A 15,516-nucleotide genomic window follows, 5' to 3' on the forward strand; every position below is an offset into this window, starting at 1 on the left:
ATGATATGAAAAGTACATCGACAACCAACAGAACTGAATATTACAAAATCAGCAGCTTTATCTTTCTCTATTTTTTTACCTGGTCCGCCAGTATTGGTCTGCTGGCGATCTGGCTCGGTCAGAAAGCCAACCTGAGCGGATCGGTGATTGGAACCGTTTTTGCGGTGAACGGGATATTCTCCGTTATTCTCAAGCCGATCTACGGCTATATTCTCGATAAGATCGGCATGAGCAAATACCTGCTCTATTTTGTGGTGATCATGTCGGCCCTGATGGCGCCATTCTTTATTTATGTTTATCAGCCGCTGTTAATGTCCAATACCCTGCTGGGGATTATTATCGGCGCGCTCTATTTAAGCTTTGCCTGGTACGCGGGCGTGGCGGCATGCGAATCGTATTCCGACCGCTTTAGCCGCTTAAACGGCATGGAGTTCGGGCAGATCCGTATGTGGGGATCGCTCGGCTGGGCGGTGGCGTCCTCTTTCTCCGGCCTGCTGTTTAACCTCTCTCCGGCGTATAACTTCATTCTTGGCAGCGTGGCGTCGGTGGTGATGCTGATTGTCCTGCTGAGCCTGAAAGTGAACACTAACTCCGCACACGCAGGCGAGGTGCTGACGAAAGAGAAAATCGCCCCGTCGGACGTTTACGCCCTGCTGCGTAACCGCAAATTCTGGGCTTTTTGCCTCTACGTGGCGGGCGTGGCGTGGATGATGTTTATTGCTGAGCAGCAGTTCTCACGTTATTTCGTCACCTTCTTCGATGATATTCATGAGGGCAACGCCGTATTCGGCTATCTCGGGACCGTACAGTCGGGCATGGAATTTGTCATGTATATGGTGGTCCCGCTGTTTGTGAACTTTATTGGTGCCAAGCGCGGGCTGTTAATTGTCGGGCTGGTGGTCGGGGCGCGTCTGATTATTTCAGGTATGTGCGATTCTCACCTGTTAATTTCCGTGCTTAAGCCGCTGTACGGTCTGGAAATATGCCTTCTGCTGGTGTCGGTCTTTAAATATATCGCCGAGCATTTCGACAAGCGCGTGAATGCCACCATGTATTTACTCGGCTATCAGGCGATGCTCTACGTGGGCAACGTAGTGGTCTCTTCCCCTGCGGGCTATATGTATGACCGCATCGGCTTCGAGCAGACCTATATCATCATGGGCGCCACGGCGCTGACCTTTACCTTTATTTCTGCCTTTACGTTATCCGCCTGCCAGAGCAAATGGCGCGGAGCGCGCGCGCTGAACGTAGCAGAAACGTCCACACGATAAATTACGCCGTCAAAGAAGGAACCGAAATATGTTAAGTCGTATCAAAGAGGAACGTCTGTCCGCTATCGCTGCGCCCGTTGACGCCCGCGCATTCAGCGATGAACTGAATTCGGCACGCAGCCACGTTCTCGACCTGATTAGCCGTCATTTAACGGAGTTCGGCGACAAATTCCCGGCGGAAACCTGCCAGGACGGTTTTTATCCGCTAACTGACAACGTGGAGTGGACCACCAGCTTCTGGACCGGGCAGCTGTGGCTGGCGTGGGAGATGAGCGGCGAGGCAAAATTCCGCGCGATGGCGGAAAAACACGTGCGCTCGTTTGGCCTGCGCATCGCCGGGCGCAACGACACCAACACTCACGACTTAGGCTTCCTCTATACGCTCTCCTGCGTAGCCGCGTGGCGGCTGACCGGAAACCGTGAGGCGCGCGGCTTCTCGCTGCTGGCGGCGGAAGCCCTGCTGGAGCGTTTTCACGAGAAGGCGAAGATCATCCAGGCGTGGGGCGATCTCTCCGATCCAGAGCAGGCCGGGCGGATGATCATCGACTGCAACATGAACCTGCCGCTGCTCTACTGGGCGACGGAGCAGACGGGCGATCCGCGCTTTGCCGACGCCGCCAAAGCACACGTGATGCAGGCTGCGACGTACCTCATTCGTGACGATGCCTCCACCTTCCACACCTACTATATGGATGTAGCAACCGGCGCACCGCGCTACGGCAATACCCAGCAGGGCTATGCTGACGACTCCTGCTGGTCGCGCGGGCAGGCGTGGGGGATTTACGGTTTCCTGCTGAGCTATATCTATACCGGCGACGAAACGATGATCGCCTTGTCCAAAAGGCTGGCCAATTATTTCCTTAACCGTCTGCCGGAAGACTACGTCTGCCACTGGGATCTGGCGCTGGTGGGCACCGACGCACTGCGTGACTCCTCCTCGGCGGCGATTGCGGTCTGCGGACTGCTGGAGCTGGTGAAGCACCTGCCGGTGACGGACCCGGATCGCGAGCGCTATCTGGAGTGGGCCAAAGGCATTATGTCGTCACTGACGAAACATTACCTGATGGGCAAAGACGAGAAGGGCAACGGGCTGCTGAAGCACTCGGTTTACCACCTCGCGAGCAACAAAGGGGTGGATGAGTGTGCAAGCTGGGGAGATTATTTCTACGTGGAGGCGCTGGTGCGTTTCACCCAGAGCTGGAAACTGTACTGGTAACGACAGTCGGGGGGGGCACCCCCGACTTATCGATCACGCTTTTGGAATGCGCAGCGTCTGGCCGGGATAGATTTTATCCGGGCTGGAGAGCATTGGGCGGTTAGCCTCAAAAATCTTGTTGTACTGGTTAGCATCGCCGTACACGGTTTTGGCGATCGCGCTCAGGGTATCGCCGGATTTCACCGTATAGTAGGTGGCTTCATCCTGGGCATCTGTCGCGGTGATATTGTTCTCCACCTCGCTGACGCCTGCGATGTTGCCGACGGCGACCTGGATTTTTTCTTTCTGCTCCTGCGTCAGTCCGTCGCCCGTCACGCTGGCCTTGCCGTCGGTGACGTTAACCTGAACCTTTTCGGAACCGGGAATGTTGAGTTTCTTGAGGTGCTCGGTGATTTTGTCGCTCTGACCTTTATGATCGGTCAGGTTATCCCACAGCTTTTCGCCTGCTTCTTTTACGAAGTTAAAAAGTCCCATTCCATCCTCCTGTTAAACATGAAGTCAGAATAAGCATAGCAGGTCAGAGAGAATTCCCTCCCCGGAAGGAGAGGGAAGGCAGGTTTTAAACCCCTTGCTCCAGAATGCGGATGTGGGTCTCCAGAACGTCCCCTTTCACCGCATCGCTCCACGCTTTCATATGCGCGGTCTGCAAATGGGCTTCGAGGTGCGCGACGGTTTCCCACTGCTCAACCATGATGATTGAGTCTGGCGCGGTCGCCTGGAAGCTTGCACTGGTGGCGGCGTCCACCATCGGCGCGTAGCCGTGGCAGCCTTCTTCTTTCAGTACGGTCGGGATGATCTTCGCGAACTCATCCAGTACCGCCTGACGGTGATGTTGGCCAGGACGCGTACGGATTTCAGCAATAACGGTAAGCATAATTAACTCCTTCTAATTCCAGGCTACCAGTTAAGCAAAAATTTCCGCGAGATGCTTGCGATATTCTGCGATATAGCGCGGGACGTCCGGCATTTTAATCACGTCATTGACGATAAAGGTCGGCAGCGGCGTCATTCCCAGGAACTGATTCGCCTTATGGAACGGGAGATACGCGCCGTCTACGCCCACGCCCTCAAAGAACTGATCTTGCTCAGTGAACGCTTCTAGCGGGGCGTTCCAGGTCAGGGAGAGCATGTACTTTTTGCCCTGAATCAGGCCGCCGGAACCGTATTTTTTAGAGGCATCTGAGCGGGTGCGGCCGTCGCTGGCATACAGCGAACCGTGACCTTCGGTAAACACATCGTCCATGTATTTTTTCACGGTCCACGGTGCGCCCATCCACCAGCCCGGCATCTGCCAGACAACCACGTCGGCCCACAGGAAGTTCTGCACTTCGGCCTTCACGTCGTAATCGCTGTCCGCGCGCACGACCTTAACATCATGTCCGGCGTCGCGCAGAAAACCATCCGCGACCTCGGTCAGGGTGTCATTGAGCTGGCCTTTAGAGTGCGCAAATTCTTTCGCGCCGTTGATAATCAGAATGTTGCTCATTATTTGTCCTCGATGCTGAGAGTATGCCGGGTATTCTACGCGCGAGGACGGAGCGGAAAAATAAGCAAAATGTGCAAAGTCTTTTGCGCTCAGCGCAATAATAGCTACCAGCTGACGGTCACCTCAAAGCCCCCTTCAGGTGCATTGCGCAGCGAGACGCGCATCCCGTGGAGCGCCGCGATACGCTTCACGATAGACAACCCCAGACCGCTGCCCGTCGCGTCCTGCCCCGGTGGGCGATAAAAGCGCTCGCCGAGACGCGCCAGCGCATCGGATGAAATGCCCGGGCCGTTGTCGCGCACGGTAAAGCTTCGGGTGTTCAGCGTCACGTCCACCACGCTGCCGCGCGGACTGTATCGAACGGCGTTGTCCAGCAGATTACGCCCCAGCAGGCTCAGCAGCAGCGGCTGCCCGTGACGCATCACCTCGGGTGCGTTGACGTTGAGCCGAATATCAATGCCCGCCTGCTGCGCCGGGTGCCAGATATCCAGCACCGCGGATTGCAGCAAATCGGCCATCATCACGGGTTCGACGTCATCAAGATTATCCAGTGAATCCAGGCGCGACAGGGTGAGAAGCTGGTCCACCAGCCGGGAGGCGCGGTCGATGCCCGCATGCAGTTGCCCCAGCGCTTTAGACTGCGCCTCGGGATCGTCGAGGGAAAGCTGCGCCACGTCAGTTTGCACCTTCAGCGCGGCCAGCGGACTGCGCAACTCATGGGCGGCATCCGAGGTGAAGCGGCGCTCGCGGGCCATCATCTCCTGCGTACGGGCGAAAAGATGGTTAAGCGCATCAAGCAGGGGGCGAACCTCCGTCGGCACGCCGTGGGTGGGCAGCGTGTCGGTCGCATCCGGCGAGCGCGAACGCAGGGTCTGCGCCAGGTTTTTCAGCGGTTTCAGCTCCCGGCTCAGCAGGACAATCAGCAACAGCAGCATGACAGGCAGCGCCACCAGCCACGGCGTCAGCTGCGAACTGACCACGTCCAGCGCCATATCCTGTCGGTACTCCCACTCCTGGCCCACCACCACGCGGTATTTCCCGTCCGGGGACGTCAGCCACAGAAAACGCCATTCGTCGTTGTCATCCTGCAACTGACCGTCAGCAAAACCGTCCCGGCGGTAGTGATAGGGTATGTCGCGCCCGTTTTCGCCGTCGTTAAGCACCATGCTGCCGTCGGCGGTGAAGATCGCGAAGGCCAGCGCATCGTCGTCAAGATGGCCGTGTTTGGCTTTTTTCGGCACCTCACGCATGCGTTCCGGGGCGCGGAGTTCGTCCACGTCCATCGTCAGCAGCCGTTTGGCAAACAGCATTTGCTGGGTATCGAACAGCTTATCGAGCTTGTCGGTCGTCTGATGCCATGCCACCACGCTTGCGGCAAACCAGGCCGCCAGAGACAGCAGCAAAAAAAGGAGCGTCAGGCGCAGCTTCAGGCTCAGTTTCATGCGTCACCCAGGGTATAACCGATGCCGTGCACGGTGCGGATAAATTCGCTGCCAAGCTTGCGGCGTAAATGATGAACATGGACTTCGACAGCATTGCTGGAGACGTCATCATCCCAGTTGTAGAGTTTCTCTTCGATGGCCTTGCGCGGCAGCACGCGGCCCGCGTTGCGCATCAGCAGTTCCAGCAGGGCGAACTCTTTTGGTTTGAGCACCAGCGTTTCGCCCTCCAGCGTGGCGACAAGGCTTATCGGATCGAGCGTCACCTTGCCGTGACGCAGCTCGCTGCGCGCCTGTCCGTGGCTGCGGCGCACCAGCGCTTCGAGGCGGGCCGCCACTTCAATCAGCGCGAACGGCTTACACAGATAATCATCCGCCCCCAGGCGTAACCCTTCGACGCGCTGGTTCAGCGCATCCCGCGCCGTGAGGATCAGTACCGGTTCGCTCTTACCGCTTTCGCGCCATGCGCGCAGGATCGCAAGCCCGTCGATTTCCGGCAACGTCAGGTCCAGCACCACGGCATCATACGGCGCGGTGTACAGGGCCGCCTGCCCGGTTTTACCGTCTGTAAACCAGTCCACGTTAAAGCCCATTTTGCTTAAGCCTGCTTTGATGCCATCGCCGATGAGCTTGTCATCTTCTACCAGTAAAATGCGCATAATTCCTCCTTGATGCCGTCAGTAAACCTTCTGCAAGCGCCTGCTGTACAGTAAAAATAAATAAATTTTCCCCTTAAGAAGTTGTTAAGGTTTACCCTGTTTAATGGATTGTGAAACGACATTAAAGGGAGAGATAAAGATGAAAAAATTCGCTGCAATTGCTGCCATCATGATGATGACCACGGCCCCTGTCTTTGCTGCACAGGGCGGCTTCTCTGGCCCATCTGCGACACAGAACCAGACGCATACCCAGCAGGGTGGCTTTGTCGATAACAACGCCAACCTCACCACCGCGGCTAAAGTCAAAGATATGAAAGACGACAGCTGGGTGAAACTGCGCGGTAATATTACCGAGCGCCTGTCCGATGACCGTTACACCTTCCGCGATGAAAGCGGCACGGTGGTGGTGGAGATCGACCACAAGCGCTGGAATGGCGTGACGGTGACGCCACAGGATAAAGTCGAACTCCAGGGTAAAATCGATAAAGACTGGAACGAGTTTGAAATCGACGTGAAGCAGGTTATCAAGCTGAACAAATAACCCGGAAAGGGCCGCATGAGCGGCCCTTTTTCTTTGTGACTCAACTCGCCAGATGAGGTAGTATCTGCGGCAATATTGCCTGAAACCCATCGGTTTCTGAGTTGAGGAATCACACGTAATGAGCGATATGGCAGAGCGCCTCGCGCTACATGAATTCACGGAAAACGCCTACCTGAACTACTCTATGTACGTCATCATGGACAGGGCGTTGCCGTTTATCGGGGATGGCCTGAAGCCCGTTCAGCGCCGCATCGTCTATGCGATGTCCGAACTGGGGCTGAACGCCACCGCCAAGTTCAAAAAATCCGCCCGTACCGTCGGTGACGTACTGGGTAAATACCATCCGCACGGCGACAGCGCCTGCTATGAAGCGATGGTGCTGATGGCCCAGCCGTTCTCTTATCGCTATCCGCTGGTGGATGGCCAGGGGAACTGGGGTGCGCCGGACGATCCGAAATCCTTCGCGGCGATGCGTTATACCGAATCCCGTCTGTCTAAATATGCCGAAGTGCTGTTGGGCGAGCTGGGACAGGGCACGGTTGACTGGGTGCCAAACTTCGACGGTACGATGCAGGAGCCGAAAATGCTGCCTGCGCGTCTGCCGAACATCCTGCTGAACGGCACGACGGGTATCGCCGTGGGTATGGCAACGGACATTCCACCGCACAACCTGCGTGAAGTGGCAAAAGCCGCCATCACCCTGATTGAGCAGCCGAAAACCTCGCTGGACGAACTGCTGGATATCGTGCAGGGGCCGGACTATCCGACCGAAGCCGAGATCATCACCTCACGTGCGGAAATCCGCAAAATTTACCAGAACGGTCGCGGCTCCGTGCGTATGCGTGCGGTGTGGACCAAAGAGGACGGGGCCGTGGTGATCACCGCGCTGCCGCACCAGGTATCCGGTGCGAAGGTGCTGGAGCAGATCGCCTCCCAGATGCGCAATAAAAAGCTGCCGATGGTGGACGACCTGCGCGACGAATCGGACCACGAGAACCCGACCCGTCTGGTGATTGTGCCGCGCTCTAACCGCGTGGACATGGAGCAGGTGATGAACCACCTGTTCGCCACAACCGATCTGGAAAAGAGCTACCGCATCAACCTGAACATGATTGGTCTGGACGGTCGTCCGGCGGTGAAAAACCTGCTGGAGATCCTCACCGAATGGCTGGCCTTCCGCCGCGATACGGTGCGCCGTCGTCTGAACCATCGTCTGGAAAAAGTGCTTAAGCGCCTGCATATTCTCGAAGGTTTGCTGGTGGCGTTCCTCAACATTGACGAAGTGATCGAGATCATTCGTACCGAGGACGAACCCAAGCCCGCCCTGATGTCGCGCTTTGGCATCAGCGAAACCCAGGCCGAAGCGATCCTCGAACTGAAACTGCGCCATCTCGCCAGACTGGAAGAGATGAAGATCCGCGGTGAACAGAACGAGCTGGAAAAAGAGCGCGATCAGCTTCAGGCGATTCTGGCGTCCGAGCGCAAGATGAACACCCTGCTGAAGAAAGAGTTGCAGGCCGATGCCGACGCCTTTGGCGACGACCGTCGTTCTCCGCTGCACGAGCGCGAAGAAGCGAAGGCGATGAACGAGCACGACATGCTGCCGTCCGAGCCGGTGACCATCGTGCTTTCCCAGAGCGGCTGGGTGCGTAGCGCCAAAGGCCATGATATTGACGCGCCGGGCCTGAGCTACAAATCCGGTGACAGCTTCAAGGCGGCGGTAAAAGGCAAGAGCAACCAGCCGGTGGCGTTTATCGACTCCACGGGCCGCAGCTACGCTATTGATCCGATCACGCTGCCGTCTGCGCGCGGCCAGGGCGAGCCGCTGACCGGTAAGCTGACGCTGCCGCCGGGTGCCACGGTTGACCACATGCTGATGGAAGCCGACGATCAAAAACTGCTGATGGCGTCCGATGCGGGCTACGGCTTTATCTGTACCTTTAACGATCTGGTGTCGCGTAACCGTGCCGGTAAAGCGCTGATCAGCCTGCCGGATAACGCACACGTCATGCCGCCGCTGATCATCGAGAACGAAAGCGACATGCTGCTGGCGATCACCGCTGCCGGACGTATGCTGATGTTCCCGGTCAGCGATCTGCCGGAGCTGTCGAAAGGGAAGGGCAACAAGATCATCAATATCCCGTCTGCGGAAGCGGCAAAAGGCGAAGATAGCCTCGCGCATCTCTTCCTGCTGCCGCCGCAGAGCACCCTGACCATTCATGTCGGCAAGCGTAAGATCAAGCTACGCCCGGAAGAGTTGCAGAAGGTGGTGGGTGAGCGTGGACGTCGCGGCTCACTGATGCGCGGCCTCCAGCGCATCGACCGCGTGGAGATCGACTCCCCGACGCGCAGCAAAGCGGACGACAGCGAAGAGTAACCTGTTTCATCCCCCTCTTTCCGGAGGGGGAATTACCATAAAATTTCCCGTAAAAACGTTGTTAATTCGTGCGTTGCGATTAACAATACGCGCTCGTAATAAAGTCCTTACCTGGCCACAGGTGAAGTATAATTGTCAGCTGTCAGGGCTTCAGAGGTCGCTATGCTATACATTGTTCGTCTCATTCTTACCGTTATTTACTGCATTCTGGTCTGTATTTTCGGATCGATTTACTGCCTGTTCAGCCCGCGTAACCCAAAACATGTTGCGACGTTTGGCCACATGTTTGGTCGTCTTGCGCCGCTGTTTGGCCTGAAGGTTGAAAAGCGTCTGCCTGAAGGGGCGGAGAATTTCGGTAACGCCATCTATATCGCTAACCATCAGAACAACTACGATATGGTGACGGCCTCCAATATTGTTCTTCCGCCGACCGTAACCGTGGGTAAAAAGAGCCTGCTGTGGATCCCGTTTTTCGGCCAGCTGTACTGGCTCACCGGTAATTTGCTGATTGACCGTAACAACCGCGCCAAAGCGCATGGCACCATTGCGGAAGTGGTGGATCAGTTTAAAAAGCGCCGGATCTCAATCTGGATGTTCCCGGAAGGGACGCGCAGCCGTGGTCGCGGCCTGCTGCCGTTCAAGACCGGTGCGTTTCATGCTGCAATTGCGGCGGGCGTTCCAATTATTCCCGTGTGTGTTTCCAATACATCGAATAAGATTAATCTTAACCGTCTGAATAACGGACTGGTGATTGTCGAAATGCTGCCACCGGTGGATACCTCTAAATACGGTAAAGACCAGGTGCGCGAGCTGGCCACGCACTGCCGCGAGCTGATGGCTCAGCACATTGCGCAGCTCGATAAAGAAGTTGCAGAGCGAGAAGCCGCCGGTAAGATTTAACCCGGTGTCGTTTAAGGGAAAACGAATTCCCGCGTTGTTAGTCGTTTCAGATGGAGCTTATATGTCACTCAGTCGGCGTCAGTTTATTCAGGCTTCGGGTATCGCCCTTTGTGCGGGTGCGATGCCGCGGACAGCCAGCGCCGCCGGGCAGCAACAGCCGCTGCCTATTCCGCCGTTGATTGAATCCCGTCGCGGACAGCCGCTATTCCTCACGCTTCAGCGTAGCCACTGGTCCTTTACCCAGGGCACGCGCGCGCAGGTATGGGGCATAAACGGACGCTACCTTGGGCCGACCATTCGCGTGTGGAATGGCGATGACGTTAAGCTCATCTACAGTAACCGTACGACGGAAAATGTCGCGATGACCGTCAGTGGTTTGCAGGTGCCGGGTCCGCTGATTGGCGGCGCGGCGCGCATGATGTCGCCGAATGCCGACTGGGCACCCGTCCTCCCGATTCGTCAGAGCGCGGCAACATTGTGGTATCACGCCAACACCCCGAACCGCACCGCTCAGCAGGTCTATAACGGCCTGGCCGGGATGTGGCTGATTGAAGATGAGGTCAGCAAAACGCTGCCGATCCCGAATCACTACGGGGTCGATGATTTCCCGATCATTATTCAGGACAAGCGCCTGGATAACTTTGGTACGCCGGAATACAACGAGCCGGGCAGCGGTGGCTTTGTGGGCGATACGCTGCTGGTTAACGGCGCGCAAAGCCCGTATGTCGAAGTGTCTCGTGGCTGGGTGCGCCTGCGTCTGTTGAATGCCTCAAACTCGCGCCGCTACCAGTTGCAGATGAGCGACGGCCGCGCGCTGCACGTGATTTCAGGCGATCAAGGGTTATTACCGGCGCCGGTGTCGGTGAAACAGCTGGCGCTGGCGCCGGGTGAACGTCGTGAAATCCTTGTGGATATGACCAACGGGGATGAAGTGTCCGTGACCTGCGGCGAAGCGGCAAGCATTGTTGACCGCATTCGCGGATTCTTTGAACCGTCGAGCATTCTGGTTTCCACGCTGGTGCTGACGCTGCGTCCAACGGGCCTGTTGCCGCTGGTGACCGACAGCCTGCCGATGCGCCTGCTGCCACAGGAGATCGTGACCGGGCCAGCAGTGCGCAGTCGCGATATCAGCCTGGGCGACGATCCGGGCATCAACGGCGCGCTGTGGGACGTTAACCGCATTGATATCACCGCCCAGCAGGGAACCTGGGAGCGCTGGACCGTCCGCTCGGAGATGCCGCAGTCGTTCCATATTGAAGGGGTGTCATTCCTGATCCGCAACGTCAACGGGGCGATGCCGTTCCCGGAAGACAGGGGCTGGAAAGACACCGTCTGGGTGGATGGACAGGTAGAGCTGCTGGTTTATTATGGTCAGCCTTCCTGGCCGCACTTCCCGTTCCTGTTCCACAGCCAGACGCTGGAGATGATGGACAGGGGATCGGTAGGGCAGATGCTGGTGAATCCGGCACCGTAACCCCCCTCAGCATTCCCGGTGTGCCGGGAATGCGCTATGCCCGCCAGAAAAAGCGCGAAAACAGGATCAGTACCGGATAAATCTCCAGACGCCCCAGGATCATCGCCGCGCACATCAGCAGTTTCGCTCCCTCTGTTAACGTGCCAAACGTTGACGCCGTTTCGCCAAAGCCCAGCCCCATATTATTGATACAGGCGGCAACGGTGGCGAAAGAGGTAAACAGATCGTAGCCCATCAGATTGAGCATCCAGACGAAAAGGCCCGTGATCGTCACATAGAGAAAAAAGAAGCTCCATACCGATCGCAGGACACGTTCGTTTACCACGCTTTTGCCTACCTTGATGCTCAGCAGCGCCCGGGGATGCGCCAGCTGATTTAGCTCCTGAACAGACTGTTTAGACATGATCAGAAAACGCAGGGCCTTGATACCGCCGCAGGTTGAGCCTACGCAGCCGCCAAAAAAGCTGGCGCTTAAGAGCAGAAAGATGGTGTGCGCTGGCCACTGGGCATAATCGCCCGTTGAGAGGCCGTTATCTGTCATCATGGAGCTGGCCAGGAAGAAGGCATGCACCAGGCTGTCGGTCACGTTGTACATCCCGGCATGCCAGACCTGCCACGCGGTGATGAGAATAATGACGAACGCGGTGGTCAGGAAAAATTTTACCTCCGGGCTGCGGCGGAGAGGCTTCAGGGTGCGTCTGACGATGGCGACATACCAGAGGGTGAAGTTAATGGCGGAGAGCAGGGAAAAGGCCCCGGCAACCAGCTCGATTGCGTGGCTGTCATAAAATCCGATGCTCTCGCTGCGGGTGGAAAACCCGCCCAGCGATACGGTGGAAAGCCCGTGACAGACGGCGTCAAAAAAGGACATCCCCGCCAGCCAGTATGCCAGGGTGCAGATCAGCCCCAGCGCTAAATAGGTCATCCACAGGGTACGCGCGGTATCGGCGAGCCGGGGAGTAAGACGCTCCTCCTTGAACGGGCCGGGCATTTCTGACTGGTACAGCTTCATGCCCCCGATGCCCAGCAGCGGGAGTACCGCGACGGCGAGAACGATAACCCCCAACCCGCCAATGAAATTGAGCTGAGCGCGGTAATAAAGATAGGATTTGGGTAGGGCGCTGACGTCCCCAATCACCGTTGCCCCCGTGGTGGTGATCCCGGATACGCCCTCAAAGAGCGCGTCAGCAAAAGAGAGATGCAGACCGTCGTCCATCCATAAGGGCATGGCGCTGATAACGGAAAACAGCAGCCAGAACAGGACGATAATCACAAAACCGTCGCGCGTGCGTAGCTGAATTCCCGCGTGACGGGTTGCCCGCCATATCAGGCCACCGAGACTAAAAAACGTGATAAAGGTGGTCAGGAAAGCAAAATAGGTCCGTTCTTTATTCAGCAGCGCGATAACCATTGGCGGAAGCATGGACAGGCTGTACAGAAGAACCAGAAAACCGCAGAGATGAAGTACAACCCGCAGCTGGGACACATTTAACGAATCGTTGAACTTCACAAAAACACTCCACGCCAGAATGCCCTCCGGCGGCTAAGAACCGAAAGGGTGAGAGGTGATTATGATGCAAAAATAACAGTGCGCTGTATTTTAACGGCTTTCGCGATTTTCTGTCTTCATCCAGCAACCTTTTCTTCAAATCCGGCGGAGTAACAGCGTATAATCCCGCTCCTTTTGTCTATTTTTTCTTCGGAAGCATTATGAGCGCAATTTCCCTGATCCAGCCGGATCGCGACCTCTTCTCCTGGCCCCAGTACTGGGCGGCCTGCTTTGGACCGGCGCCCTTCCTGCCGATGTCCCGGGAAGAGATGGACCAACTGGGCTGGGACAGCTGCGATATCATTCTGGTGACGGGTGATGCGTATGTCGATCACCCGAGCTTTGGCATGGCGATCTGTGGCCGTATGCTTGAAGCCCAGGGCTTCCGCGTGGGGATCATCTCCCAGCCTGACTGGAACAGCAAAGACGATTTTATGCGTCTGGGCAAGCCTAACCTGTTCTTCGGCGTGACCGCGGGCAACATGGACTCGATGATCAACCGCTATACCGCTGACCGTAAGCTGCGCCATGACGACGCTTACACCGCCGACAACGTGGCGGGTAAACGTCCCGATCGCGCGACCCTCGTCTACACCCAGCGATGCAAAGAAGCATGGAAAGACGTACCGGTGATCCTGGGCGGCATTGAGGCGAGCCTGCGCCGTACCGCACACTACGATTACTGGTCTGACACCGTGCGCCGTTCGGTGCTGGTGGATTCGAAAGCCGACATGCTGATCTTTGGCAACGGTGAGCGTCCGCTGGTGGAAGTGGCACATCGACTGGCCCAGGGCGAACCGGTCAGCGAGATCCGCGACGTACGCAACACCGCGATCATGGTAAAAGAGGCGCTGCCGGGCTGGAGCGGGGTGGATTCCCGCATTATCGATATGCCGGGCAAAATCGACCCTATCCCGCATCCGTATGGTGAAGATCTGCCGTGCGCGGATAACAAACCGGTTGAGCCGAAGAAAGCGGAAGCAAAGGCCGTGGTGGTGCAGCCGCCGCGTCCGAAGCCGTGGGAAAAAACCTATGTGCTGCTGCCGTCCTATAAAAAAGTAAAAAGCGATAAAGTGCTCTACGCCCACGCGTCGCGCATTTTGCACCATGAAACCAACCCGGGCTGTGCGCGAGCGCTCATGCAAAAGCACGGTGAGCGCTATATCTGGGTAAACCCGCCAGCGATCCCGCTCTCTACCGAAGAGATGGACAGCGTATTTGCCCTGCCGTACAAGCGTGTACCGCATCCGTCATATGGCAACAGCCGCATTCCGGCGTACGAAATGATCCGTTTCTCGGTCAACATCATGCGCGGCTGCTTCGGCGGGTGCTCCTTTACTCTTGTTTTTATGTATTTAGAGTTAAACTCTACTTTTCTATTTTTAGAATTCAAGCTATTCATCGTAATTGAGAGATATCCTTTTAATGTTCAGCAAGCCTGTTAAAAGCACTTTATCTGAACCGCGTTTTGCCTAAATCCTGCTCAATATATACTCTCCCTGAGTTCTGAAATCCTCAAATTCCCCAATCTTAAAGCATTGATACATAGATGATGTCAGATAATGCGCAATCATCTCACCGCCAATATGGATCCGTTCCGGGTGTGAGTATGTCGCCTGTATAGCCCTTTGTTCATTCATCATTACAGGAATTGTCTGCAACAAATCCCCATCCAGGATTTGGCACTCAGGTTTTACTCCTGTTCCGTATTGTAATTGCTCTGATTCGAAATCATGGACTGAGCGATAGGCGAACGAAACGATATTTCCTGTTTCCTCGCAAATTGCGAACTGATAAACACTGGTTGTCACCGTTGAAGAAGAGGGAATTGCATGGTCATGCTTGTATTGTTTCCACAGCCTCCTTAGACAGGCCGATGTATGATAATTGAGATTTTGTATACCTGATACGACCATTCTGGTTGATGCTTCAAGCAACCAGGTGTTAGAAAATCCACCTGCCCCCGTACCTGCTATGATGGTTCTTAGCTGGGGGATGTAACCTGCTTTGGAAACAAAAGATAACGGCTCCCCATTATCGGTGACGGCAAGGGTATCTGTTACAATCAGTGCTTGTGCTTCGTCTGTATAAAATATCAGTGATGACATATTTTCCTCATCCAGAAAAGACATTACATGAATCACAGAACAGGTCACTACAACCACGTGAAAGGGAGTCAGACCATTTTCCAGAGGTAAATATATTCTTGTGTTTGGACGCGTTGCGGTTCTCTGTAAAAAATATATAGCACAAACAAAAGTCCCCGCAGGGATAAATATAGTTATATGCGCTTTTTCTGCTGGCTTTTACAATTGAAAGTGACAGGTAAACGAAATGTGTTACAGGTTTCTTTTGCTTTTCGTTGGGTTCTGTATATGCGAATTTACCCTGTGTGTTATTTTTGCAATGGACTCAGGCTGTATTCAATCAATTAAGGTTTACTTCTGGCATTAAGATGTATCCGTTGCCTGTTTTTTAAGGGCACGGTTTGTGCCGGGAAATGAAAATCACATCTTAAGTTCTTCACTCAAAGGATTTGTGATGTTTATCACGTATGGTCCGGGTAACGTGTTGAGGTCAATGTATTGCATCGTGATGGTGTCG

At 55.6% G+C, this 15,516-nt stretch carries 13 protein-coding genes and 1 pseudogene; 7 read left to right on the plus strand and 7 right to left on the minus strand.

What is annotated here, in order from left to right:
* Positions 1–5: 5 nt before the first annotated feature.
* Positions 6–1,271 (plus strand): oligosaccharide MFS transporter, encoded by a 1,266-nt coding sequence (locus ACOTX7_RS16635; protein ID WP_221813471.1) that lies wholly within the window; start codon positions 6–8, stop codon positions 1,269–1,271.
* Positions 1,272–1,299: 28 nt separating this feature from the next.
* Positions 1,300–2,487, plus strand: coding sequence for a glycoside hydrolase family 88 protein (locus ACOTX7_RS16640; protein WP_006811974.1), 1,188 nt, complete (start codon positions 1,300–1,302; stop codon positions 2,485–2,487).
* A 33-nt stretch (positions 2,488–2,520) separates the two neighbouring features.
* Here the strand turns inward: ACOTX7_RS16640 and lysM are convergent, their stop codons facing one another.
* The 5 genes from lysM to qseB all read right to left on the minus strand — a co-directional run bounded on the left by lysM (position 2,521) and on the right by qseB (position 6,071).
* Complete coding sequence (gene lysM, locus ACOTX7_RS16645; RefSeq protein WP_221256469.1) at positions 2,521–2,961, minus strand: peptidoglycan-binding protein LysM; 441 nt, start codon at positions 2,959–2,961, stop codon at positions 2,521–2,523.
* Positions 2,962–3,046: 85 nt separating this feature from the next.
* Entirely contained in the window at positions 3,047–3,361 is a 315-nt protein-coding gene (locus tag ACOTX7_RS16650) for a putative quinol monooxygenase (protein WP_003862506.1), read from the minus strand.
* 30 nt (positions 3,362–3,391) lie between these two features.
* Positions 3,392–3,973, minus strand: a complete 582-nt coding sequence (locus tag ACOTX7_RS16655) for an NAD(P)H-dependent oxidoreductase (RefSeq protein ID WP_221256468.1) — start codon at positions 3,971–3,973, stop codon at positions 3,392–3,394.
* Between the two features lie 104 nt (positions 3,974–4,077).
* On the minus strand, positions 4,078–5,415 hold the full coding sequence (gene qseC / locus ACOTX7_RS16660) for a quorum sensing histidine kinase QseC (RefSeq protein ID WP_221813469.1): 1,338 nt from the start codon (positions 5,413–5,415) through the stop codon (positions 4,078–4,080).
* A complete protein-coding gene (gene qseB / locus ACOTX7_RS16665) occupies positions 5,412–6,071 on the minus strand; it encodes a quorum sensing response regulator transcription factor QseB (RefSeq protein WP_221256466.1) in 660 nt (219 codons plus the stop codon). The genes qseC and qseB overlap by 4 nt, the downstream gene beginning before the upstream one ends.
* A 139-nt stretch (positions 6,072–6,210) precedes the next feature.
* Between qseB and ACOTX7_RS16670 the strand changes: the two genes are divergently transcribed.
* From ACOTX7_RS16670 to ftsP, 4 genes are all read left to right on the plus strand, one after another.
* Entirely contained in the window at positions 6,211–6,612 is a 402-nt protein-coding gene (locus ACOTX7_RS16670; protein WP_039274438.1) for a YgiW/YdeI family stress tolerance OB fold protein, read from the plus strand.
* 118 nt (positions 6,613–6,730) lie between these two features.
* Positions 6,731–8,989, plus strand: coding sequence for a DNA topoisomerase IV subunit A (gene parC / locus ACOTX7_RS16675; RefSeq protein WP_006811968.1), 2,259 nt, complete (start codon positions 6,731–6,733; stop codon positions 8,987–8,989).
* A gap of 162 nt (positions 8,990–9,151) precedes the next feature.
* Complete coding sequence (gene plsC / locus ACOTX7_RS16680) at positions 9,152–9,889, plus strand: 1-acylglycerol-3-phosphate O-acyltransferase (RefSeq protein ID WP_003862497.1); 738 nt, start codon at positions 9,152–9,154, stop codon at positions 9,887–9,889.
* 61 nt (positions 9,890–9,950) lie between these two features.
* Positions 9,951–11,363: a cell division protein FtsP gene (gene ftsP / locus ACOTX7_RS16685; RefSeq protein WP_221256465.1), complete on the plus strand. Its 1,413-nt coding sequence runs from the start codon at positions 9,951–9,953 to the stop codon at positions 11,361–11,363.
* Between the two features lie 34 nt (positions 11,364–11,397).
* On the opposite strand, the gene ACOTX7_RS16690 is transcribed toward ftsP, so the two are convergent.
* Positions 11,398–12,873, minus strand: a complete 1,476-nt coding sequence (locus ACOTX7_RS16690; RefSeq protein WP_047355140.1) for a TrkH family potassium uptake protein — start codon at positions 12,871–12,873, stop codon at positions 11,398–11,400.
* A 200-nt stretch (positions 12,874–13,073) separates the two neighbouring features.
* Here ACOTX7_RS16690 and ACOTX7_RS16695 point away from each other — a divergent pair.
* A pseudogene (locus tag ACOTX7_RS16695) lies at positions 13,074–14,249 on the plus strand (YgiQ family radical SAM protein); the annotation flags it as partial.
* Positions 14,250–14,384: 135 nt separating this feature from the next.
* On the opposite strand, the gene ACOTX7_RS16700 reads toward ACOTX7_RS16695, so the two are convergent.
* Positions 14,385–15,044 (minus strand): hypothetical protein, encoded by a 660-nt coding sequence (locus tag ACOTX7_RS16700; protein WP_223861955.1) that lies wholly within the window; start codon positions 15,042–15,044, stop codon positions 14,385–14,387.
* Positions 15,045–15,516: the final 472 nt, after the last annotated feature.

Origin of the sequence: Enterobacter cloacae complex sp. IR5418 (genome assembly GCF_049238105.1) — a bacterium.
Lineage (GTDB): Bacteria > Pseudomonadota > Gammaproteobacteria > Enterobacterales > Enterobacteriaceae > Enterobacter > Enterobacter hormaechei.